General features: G+C 68.1%; 11 protein-coding genes. 4 read left to right on the top strand and 7 right to left on the bottom strand.

The window, feature by feature from the left end; all coding sequences use genetic code 11:
• Window positions 1–3: 3 nt before the first annotated feature.
• Genes ACEQZY_RS00315 through ACEQZY_RS00305 form a run of 3 tightly spaced genes read left to right on the top strand, consistent with a single transcriptional unit; the run spans window position 4 to window position 1,612 of the window.
• On the top strand, window positions 4–171 hold the full coding sequence (locus ACEQZY_RS00315) for a pentapeptide repeat-containing protein (RefSeq protein ID WP_370151510.1): 168 nt from the start codon (window positions 4–6) through the stop codon (window positions 169–171).
• Window positions 168–725: a carboxymuconolactone decarboxylase family protein gene (locus tag ACEQZY_RS00310; protein ID WP_370151508.1), complete on the top strand. Its 558-nt coding sequence runs from the start codon at window positions 168–170 to the stop codon at window positions 723–725. The genes ACEQZY_RS00315 and ACEQZY_RS00310 overlap by 4 nt, the downstream gene beginning before the upstream one ends.
• 17 nt (window positions 726–742) lie before the next feature.
• Entirely contained in the window at window positions 743–1,612 is an 870-nt protein-coding gene (locus tag ACEQZY_RS00305; protein WP_370151506.1) for an RNA polymerase sigma-70 factor, read from the top strand.
• Between the two features lie 28 nt (window positions 1,613–1,640).
• Here ACEQZY_RS00305 and ACEQZY_RS00300 read toward each other — a convergent pair whose 3' ends face one another.
• The 4 genes from ACEQZY_RS00300 to ACEQZY_RS00285 form a co-directional block, all read right to left on the bottom strand.
• The gene (locus tag ACEQZY_RS00300) at window positions 1,641–1,862 is read right to left on the bottom strand and encodes a hypothetical protein (protein WP_370151504.1); all 222 of its coding nucleotides are present in this window, start codon (window positions 1,860–1,862) and stop codon (window positions 1,641–1,643) included.
• 19 nt (window positions 1,863–1,881) lie between these two features.
• The gene (locus ACEQZY_RS00295) at window positions 1,882–2,067 is read right to left on the bottom strand and encodes a hypothetical protein (protein WP_370151501.1); all 186 of its coding nucleotides are present in this window, start codon (window positions 2,065–2,067) and stop codon (window positions 1,882–1,884) included.
• A gap of 233 nt (window positions 2,068–2,300) precedes the next feature.
• The gene (locus ACEQZY_RS00290) at window positions 2,301–3,521 is read right to left on the bottom strand and encodes an argininosuccinate synthase (RefSeq protein WP_341705679.1); all 1,221 of its coding nucleotides are present in this window, start codon (window positions 3,519–3,521) and stop codon (window positions 2,301–2,303) included.
• A 138-nt stretch (window positions 3,522–3,659) separates the two neighbouring features.
• Window positions 3,660–3,866 (bottom strand): DUF1674 domain-containing protein, encoded by a 207-nt coding sequence (locus ACEQZY_RS00285; protein WP_370151499.1) that lies wholly within the window; start codon window positions 3,864–3,866, stop codon window positions 3,660–3,662.
• A gap of 108 nt (window positions 3,867–3,974) precedes the next feature.
• Between ACEQZY_RS00285 and htpX the strand changes: the two genes are divergently transcribed.
• Window positions 3,975–4,922 (top strand): zinc metalloprotease HtpX, encoded by a 948-nt coding sequence (htpX, locus tag ACEQZY_RS00280; RefSeq protein WP_370151496.1) that lies wholly within the window; start codon window positions 3,975–3,977, stop codon window positions 4,920–4,922.
• A 14-nt stretch (window positions 4,923–4,936) separates the two neighbouring features.
• Here the strand turns inward: htpX and ACEQZY_RS00275 are convergent, their stop codons facing one another.
• The 3 genes from ACEQZY_RS00275 to ACEQZY_RS00265 all read right to left on the bottom strand — a co-directional run bounded on the left by ACEQZY_RS00275 (window position 4,937) and on the right by ACEQZY_RS00265 (window position 8,522).
• Window positions 4,937–5,356, bottom strand: coding sequence for a VOC family protein (locus ACEQZY_RS00275; RefSeq protein WP_341705381.1), 420 nt, complete (start codon window positions 5,354–5,356; stop codon window positions 4,937–4,939).
• Window positions 5,357–5,444: 88 nt separating this feature from the next.
• Complete coding sequence (locus ACEQZY_RS00270) at window positions 5,445–6,380, bottom strand: helix-turn-helix domain-containing protein (protein WP_370151494.1); 936 nt, start codon at window positions 6,378–6,380, stop codon at window positions 5,445–5,447.
• A 21-nt stretch (window positions 6,381–6,401) separates the two neighbouring features.
• Window positions 6,402–8,522 carry a TonB-dependent receptor family protein gene (locus tag ACEQZY_RS00265; RefSeq protein WP_370151491.1) on the bottom strand — a complete coding sequence of 707 codons (2,121 nt, stop codon included), beginning with the start codon at window positions 8,520–8,522 and terminating at the stop codon, window positions 6,402–6,404.
• Window positions 8,523–8,542 lie beyond the last annotated feature (20 nt).

The following is an 8,542-nucleotide window of genomic DNA, read 5'->3' as shown; positions in this document are numbered from 1 at the left end:
GCCCTGTCACAGGCGGCCCTGTCACAGGCGGCCCTGTCACAGGCGGCCCTGTCACAGGCGGCCCTGTCACAGGCGGCCCTGTCACAGGCGGCCCTGTCACAGGCGGCCCTGTCACAGGCGGCCCCGCCGGCCCGTCTAGGGGGTATCCAGATGCAGAGGATACCCCGATGACCGAACATCCTGCCATTCCCGACGCCGCCCCTGCCGGTGCGGCCGCTTCCGCCCGGCTTGCTGCCGCCGAGGCCCAGCTTGGCGTGCGGCTCGATTACCTGCGCGAGATGGCCGCGGCCGGCTCGCCGGTGCTGGCAAAGATTGAGGCCGTCGCCAGTCTCGACCGCGCCAGCATTTCCAGCGACCTGCCGCTGGAAATCCGCTCCTTTGCCACGCTCGGTGCCCTCCAGGCCGATGGCAGCGCCGAATGCGTGCAGATCCATGTCAATCTCGACCGGGCCGTCGGGATCAACCCGGCCCTGCTGCAGGCGGCGCTGGATGGCCGTGCCGCGCTGCTGCCGGGACCGCTGGCGCTGGCCTGGCGCTTCGGCCGGGCTGTTGCGGAGAATGATGCGGCGATGGATGATCTGCGGCAGGATCTCGAGGCGCGTTACGGCCGCCCGGCGATCATGGACCTGGCCTTCGCCATTGCCGTGGCCCGTTTCTATCCGACGGTGAAGCGTGCGCTGGGCTATGCGCCGGATTGCAGCCCGGTACGGGTGCGGGCGGCGTGAATGCAGGTGCAATAAGCATGGACGGCAAGACCGAGACCTTCGAGCGGCATCGCCGGCGCCTGTTCGGCCTGGCCTACCGCATGCTGGGCAGTGTCGGCGACGCGGAAGATGCCGTGCAGGATACCTGGCTGCGCTGGCACCGCGCCGATGCGGTGGCGATCCGCACGCCGGAAGCCTGGCTGGTCACCGCCTGCACCCGGCTGTGCATCGACCGGTTGCGCGCGGCGAAGACCGAACGCGAGCATTATACCGGTACCTGGCTGCCGGAACCCCTGGTCGAACTGGACGTCAGTCCCGACAGTGCCGAGACCGCCGACGACCTGTCGATGGCCCTGCTGGTGGTGCTGGAACGGCTCAGCCCCGCCGAGCGTGCCGCCTGGCTGCTGCGCGAGGCTTTCGATTACGATTATCCGCAGCTGGCCGCCGTGCTGAAGAAATCCGAGGCCGCCTGCCGCCAGCTGGTGAGCCGGGCGCAGAAGCATCTGCAGGACGCCAGGCCGCGCTTCGCCGCCGATGCGGCGGCCGCGCGCGACCTTGCCGAGAAGTTTGCGCGGGCGACACGGGCCGGCGATGCGGCGCTGTTCGCCGGCCTGCTGGCCTCGGACGCGATGCTGTGGTCGGATGGTGGCGGCAAGGCCCAGGCCGCGCTGAACATCATCCACGGTGCCGCCAAGGTGGTGCGTTTCTTCATCGGCATCCGCCCCAAGCAGCCGCCCACGCTGCGCCACGTTTCCGCGCGCATCAATGGCCAGCCGGGCTGGGTGTTCTATGATGGCGACGTGCCGTATCTGGCGATGGCGGTGGATATCGCGGAGGGGCATATCCGCAACGTCTTCATCGTGCGCAATCCGGACAAGCTGGCCCGGGTGCCGGTGCTGGCGGGCTGAGGCCTGCTGCTTCGGGCGCCGGTACCATTCAGACGTAGAGATCGACCCGATGGCCCAGATGCGGGTCGCGGCGCAGGTTGCGGCGATGGCCCGGCCGCGGGCGGTCGTGGTCGCTGGCGGCTGTCGCCTGCCGGGCGGTCATGCGCCCCAGACGGTCGAAGGCGCGGCGCCAGGCGGCATGGTCGGGCAGGCGGGTGGCTGACGGCGTCACGCCGGCGGGGCGGATGGCGGCGACCTGCGGGATCTGCATCACGGCAGCCCCGGCCGGGTCAGGCCGGGCCGGCGGCGCCTGCCGCCTGCGGCCGTGTGCGGGCCGCGGCGCGGCTGTCCCGCTGCCGGGGCGGGGTCTGCGTTGCGGCGGCCGGCTGCGGCGGTGCCAGGCGGCGCAAGGCGCGCTGCCACAGCAGTTCCTCCTGGCGGCGGGCACGGGCATTCATCGGTGTGGCGGTCGTCATCGGGCGCTCCTCACTTCTTGGGGGCAGCGCCTCGCCCGGGGGAGGGAAGAGGCAGGACCATGCACCGGGCGGGGCGCTGCAGCCTTGACGGCATGGGCAGAGCCTAGGCCGCAACCGGCGGCAGCGGTTGCGACCAGGTTGGGGCCGGCCGTGACATTTTCGGGGCGCAGACAGCAATCAGGCCCGGCTTTGCAGCCGGGCCTGACAGGCAGGGCCTGATTTTCCGGGCTTTTTCAGCCCTTCTGGCGGTTCAGCAGCCGCAGGCGCAGGGCATTCAGCTTGATGAAGCCGGCGGCATCCTTCTGGTCGTAGACCGAATCCGCCTCGAAGGTGACGTGACTCAGCGAATAGAGCGACTTCGGCGACTTGCGGCCGACCACGTTGACCGAGCCCTTGTACAGCTTCAGCCGCACGGTGCCCTCGACGGTCTCCTGGCTCTTGTCGATCAGGGCCTGCAGCATCTCGCGCTCGGGCGAGAACCAGAAGCCGTTATAGATCAGCTCGGCATAGCGCGGCATGATCTCGTCCTTCAGATGCGCCGCGCCGCGATCCAGTGTCGCCTGCTCGATGCCGCGATGGGCCATGTGCAGGATGGTGCCGCCGGGCGTCTCGTAGATGCCGCGGCTCTTCATGCCGACGAAGCGGTTTTCCAGCAGGTCGAGACGCCCGATGCCGTGCTTGCCGCCGAGTTCGTTGAGCTTCGTGAGAAGGGCTGCCGGCGACAGCTTCTGGCCGTTGATGGCCACCGCGTCGCCCTTCAGGAACTCGACCTCGACATATTCCGGCGCATCCGGCGCCTTCTCGGGATCGACGGTGCGCGAATAGACGAAATCCGGCGCCTCCTCCCACGGATCCTCCAGCACCTTGCCCTCGGCCGAGATGTGCAGAAGATTGGCGTCGACCGAGAACGGCGCCTCGCCGCGCTTGTCCTTGGCGATCGGGATCTGGTGCTTCTCGGCGAAGTCGATCAGGGCGGTGCGGGAATTCAGCTCCCATTCGCGCCATGGCGCGATCACCTTGATGTCGGGCTTCAGCGCGTAATAGCCCAGCTCGAAACGCACCTGGTCGTTGCCCTTGCCGGTGGCGCCGTGGCAGACCGCGTCGGCGCCGACTTCGCGGGCGATCTCAATCTGGCGCTTGGCGATCAGCGGCCGGGCGATCGAGGTGCCGAGCAGATACAGGCCCTCGTACATCGCGTTGGCGCGGAACATCGGGAAGACGAAGTCGCGGACGAATTCCTCGCGCAGGTCCTCGATGAATATCTGCTTCACGCCGAACATCTCGGCCTTCTTGCGTGCCGGCTCCAGTTCCTCGCCCTGGCCGAGATCGGCGGTGAAGGTGACCACCTCGCAGCCATAGGTCTCCTGCAGCCATTTCAGGATCACCGAGGTGTCGAGGCCGCCGGAATAGGCGAGAACCACCTTCTTGACGCTGCCGTGTTTGCTGCCGCTCATGGGGCGCACTCCTGCCTGGAACATACGTGGGAAAACGCGGAAAAAAGCGGGGCGGAGTATAGGCGAGGGGGCCGTCCGCGCAAGCCGCCGGAGCCGGGCCGGTGCCGTGAAATGCCCTGATTCCGCCCTGAATCCGCCTCAGAAATCCGAGATGATACCCTTGCGTTCCCAGTCGCCGTAGCGGGTCGGTTCCGGTCCCTCGGGGCCATTCTCCTCGCCGGGCGCCTGGGTCAGCTTCACCGCCGGTTTCGGCGGCGGCAGCGGCCTGCCGGTGGCGGGGTCGACCGGCCGGGTATCGGCGGGGTCGGCGGCATCGTCAGGGGTCTGTTTGGTCGGATCGGTCACGATCGCTCTGTCCGGTCTGTGGATATCTTGCGGAGGGGCGCTCCCTCCTTACATATAGTGGCGCCGGCCTCCTGCAAAGGCCGCCGGCGCAAGAGGGTTGAAGAGGCCATGAACTATTTCAAGACGGGTCTGCTGCTGGCGGCGCTGACCGGGTTGTTCGGCGCGGTCGGCTTCCTGATCGGCGGCGAGGCCGGCATGCTGATCGCACTGGGCATTGCCGCGGCGATGAACCTGTTCGCCTACTGGAACAGCGACCGCATGGTGCTGTCGATGTATGGCGCCCGCGAGGTCGATGCCCGCACCGCACCTGAATTCCACGGCCTGGTCGCCGAACTGGCGCAGCGCGCCGGCATTCCGATGCCGCGGGTCTACGTGATCGACAATGACCAGCCGAACGCCTTTGCCACCGGCCGCAATCCCCAGAATGCCGCGGTGGCGGCCACCACCGGCCTGCTGCACAGCCTCAGCCGTGAGGAAATCGCCGGGGTGATGGCGCACGAGATCGCTCATATCCGCAACCGCGACACCCTGATCATGACGGTCACGGCAACCCTGGCCGGCGCCATCGGCATGCTGGCGAATTTCGCCATGTTCTTCGGCGGCAGCAGCCGCAACAACCCGCTGGGCATCGTCGGCAGCATCGCCATCATGATCCTGGCGCCCATCGCGGCGATGCTGGTGCAGATGGCAATCAGCCGCAGCCGCGAATATGCCGCCGACCGCGCCGGCGCCGAAATCTGCGGCGAGCCGTCGTGGCTGGCTTCCGCCCTGCAGCGGATCAGCAGCCAGGCGCAGCGTGTGCCCAACGAGCAGGCCGAGGGCAACCCGGCCACCGCCCACATGTTCATCATCAACCCGCTGCATGGCCGCGGCATGGACAGCCTGTTCTCGACGCATCCCAGCACCGAGAATCGCGTCGCCGCCCTGATGCAGCTGGCCGGCGGCCTGCGCAACGGAGCCGGTGCCGGCCGCCGCCACGCCCCGGCTGCCACCGCAGCGGGGCGCGGCGCGGTGCCGCAGAGCGGCGGTCGCCGCAACCGCGGCCCCTGGGGCTGAACGGCCCGGACCGCTCAGCCGGCCGCGGTGAAATCCGGCCGGTAGCTGCCGAAACTCCACAGATGGCCTTCCGGGTCGCGCACCGAAAAGTCGCGCGAGCCGTAATCGGTGTTGCGGATGGTCATCACGACCTCGGCGCCGGCGGCCTGCGCCCGGGCATAGAGGTCGTCGATGCCGTCGGTCGCCACATAGATGCTCTGGGTGGTCACCTTCGCTTCGGCCGGCGGCCGCAGGGCGAAGGGGCCGTCTTCCTGCCGGCTGCCCAGCATCACCATGCCATTGCCGAACCGCAATTCGGCATGGGCGATGCCTCCGGTTTCGTTCGGATAGGAAACAGCGGTGCGGAAGCCGAAGGCTTTTTCCAGCCAGGCGATGGCGGCCGGTGCGTCGCGATACTGCAGGACGGGATAGAGGCTGGGGCGGGGGTCGGTCATGGCGGTCTCCCTGGCTGGTGGATGCCGCGGACGATAGGCGCCGGCCGGAATCCGGTCTTGTAGAAATGTAACCGCTCCGGCGCAGAGGCTAGCCGACCGGCAGTCCGAGCTGGCCGGGCTGGCGGGCGGCCAGGTATTCGCGCGGGGTGCGGCCGGTGAAGGCACGGAAATCGTGGCTGAAATGCGCCTGGTCGTAATAGCCGGCTTCCTGCGCGACCTGGCCCCAGTTCACGGCGTCGGTGCCGTCCACCAGCCGCAGCACCTGCCGGAACCGCAGCAGGCGGGCCACCGTCTTGGGCGGCAGGCCGACATGTTCGCGGAAGCCGGCCGCCAGATGCTTGCGGCTGCGGCCGAGTTCGGCGGCCAGTGCCGCGATGCTGTCGCGGCCGTCGCTGGCAGCCAGCCGGCGCAGCGCCCAGGCGCTTTCGCGCAGGCCGGCCCAGTCGATATCGCGGTGACGGTCAAGGGCGGCGATGATTGCCGCATCCAGCAGCGCGAAGCAGGCGGCCCAGCCCTGCGCCGCCTGCAGCTGTGCCGCCAGCCGGCCGGCAGCGGCGGGACCGAGCAGATCCTCAAGGCTGAAGACGCGGTTGGCGAGATCGCGCATGGGCAGGCGGAAGAATCGCCCGGCACCCGGCGGCGTGAACAGGATCTGCAGGCCGCGCTGGCTGCCGCCGGATTCCGACACGGCATAGGCATCGCTGAGGCCAGCCCCGAAGCTGCCGCCCTGCGGCACCGCCAGCGTGAAGCCGGCCGTGTCGACGATGGTGATCGGCGCGCCGAGATTGATGATGACGACGGCCTGCAGGCCGGGCAGTTCGTGGCGGCGGGTGAACGGCGTGCCGCGTTCGTCATAGCCCTGATAGCCGTCGACCAGGCCGGCCAGCCGCGGATGCGGCGCAGCTGCCGCCATTTCCCAGCGGCAGGTCCCGTCGTCATGACGGATCAGGTGGATGTCGCGGCGTGTGTGGGTCAGGGCGGCCTCCGGTCCTGCCAGTATGGGCCGGGATCGGAGGCCGGGCAATCCGCCTTTCCGGACCTGCGGCTACCAGTGCAGTTCGGCGCCGAAATAGACGGCGCGGCCGTCGCCCGGATTGTAGAGGGTCGAATTGGCATTGGCGGTCGTCGTCGTGCCGACATTCGAGATGTAGGTCCTGTCGAGCAGGTTGCGGCCATCGACGAACAGCGTCAGGCCATTGCCGAAATCATAGCCGGCCCTGGCACCAAGCAGGGCATAGGCCGGTGTTTTCGCGGAATTGGCGTTGTCGACGTAATAACCCCGCGGCACCCACTCGACATTCGGTCCGGCATACCAGCCGCTGGCATGGCTGTACCGGAGCGCGGCGCGCAGATAATGCTTCGGGGCGCCGGGAATGTCGTTGTTGCCATAGGTCGGGTGGCCGTCGAAATAGAAGTCGCTGTAGGTATAGGCCAGCCGCAGCATCGCATTGTCGCCGGTCGCCGCCAGGTCGCGGCCGAACACCCAGTCGCCGCCCAGTTCGATGCCCTGATGGATGGTGCCGTCGACATTCTGCTGCACGGCGGCACCGGATGCCGGCTGGATGGTCTGCAGTTCGTTCTGCAGCCAGGCACGGTAGACGGCTGCGTCCCATGCCAGATCGCTGCCACGGCCGCGGGCGCCGATTTCCAGGGTCCGGGCTTCCTGCTGTTCGAGCGCGGTGGTGGTCGCCGTGGTGCCCAGCTCGGAGAAGGGTGGCGGTTCCGCCGACCAGCTGAGGTTGACGAAAGCCTGCTGCCGCGGCGCGAAATCCCAGCGCGTGCCGATCTTCGGGTTGATGCTGTTATATCCGCGGTCGAAGGACTGATTGCCGTTGGACAGGAATTTGTCCTGCAGCTCGCGCTGCGCCATGGTGCCCTGCAGACCGGCGATCAGCGCCACCTCGGGGATCACGTAGAAGGCATTCTCGCCATAGATCTCGAAAGTGTTCGAGATCTGGTCGGCATCGGCGGTCAGGCTGCCGCGGCTGCCGCCGGCATTGGTGTAGCTTCTGGCCTGGTTGACGCCGGTGAAGTAATTGATACCCAGTGCCATCTCGTTGCGATGGCCGGCCAGCTCGGTCTCGCCGGTCCAGCGGCCGAAGCCGCCGCCGTTGATCTCCTCGTTGTCGACCACGGTGCTGAAGCTTGGCGACGACAGCGGATGGAACAGCGTCTTGCTGGCGGCAAAGAACCCGACCGAAATCTCTCCGCTGTCGGTCAGGAACGTGGTCTTGCTGGCGCCGCGGATCGCCTCGATGTTGCGTTTGGTATTGCCGGTGAAGCTCTGCGGCGTGGTCCAGCTCGGGCTCGCCAGGGCCTGGCTGCGGGTCAGGCTGTTCGGGATCTTCTGGTTGATGTTGGCGGCACTGAGGAAAAATCGGGTTTCGGCACCGTCGCCGAAGCGGTACCCGACATTGCCGTTCAGGCGGGTGTAATCCTGGTCGGTATGGTCGCGGAAGCCGCTGCTGTGGCTGTAGGTCGGGGTGACGTAGTAGTCAAAATTGTCGATGGCGCCACCGGCGCCGAACTGGCTGCGCAGGGTGTCGAAGCTGCCGAATTCCTGCCGCAGCAGGAAGCCGGGCTGGCTGCGGCCGGTGGGACTGACGAAGTTGACCGCGCCGCCCAGCAACGAGGCGCCGTATTGCAGGGCATTGGCGCCCTTGTAGACCTCGGTATAGTCCACGGCGAGCGGATCGATCTCCATGGTATCGCCGGCGCCGTCGGCATCGGTGATCGGCACGCCATCGCGCAGGATGCGGGTGCCGCGCAGATGGAAGCTGCGCGACAGGCCGGAACCGCGGATCGACAGCCGTGAATCCTCCTGGCCGTATTTCGACTGGGCGAACACGCCCGGCACGTAATCCAGCACGTCCTTCACGGTGCTGGCGCGGCCATCGCGCATTTCCTCGGCCGGGACGATATCGACGCCGCCCGCCGTCTTTTCGATGCGGGTGCGGGCATCTTCGGCATCCGGCACGGTCATGGCGCCGGCCGGCTCTGCCCTGTCGGCGGTCACGGTCACCGGCGGGATCGCCGTCTGGCTGCGGGCCGGCGGCGCCAGCAGGCTCAGTATGGCGGAGGTGCCGAGCAGCAAGAGGGCCAGTCGGGGCATGAGGGTCTCGGCCCGGCGGCGCACCGCCAGGAAGGGGATCGGCTTGGTCTGCATGGTTTCGGTCTCTTGGATCT

The sequence above is a fragment of the Ferrovibrio sp. genome (genome assembly GCF_964218355.1).
GTDB lineage: Bacteria > Pseudomonadota > Alphaproteobacteria > Ferrovibrionales > Ferrovibrionaceae > Ferrovibrio.
The sequence above is the reverse complement of the archived record's forward strand: the minus strand, read 5'-3'. Positions and strand labels throughout refer to the sequence as shown.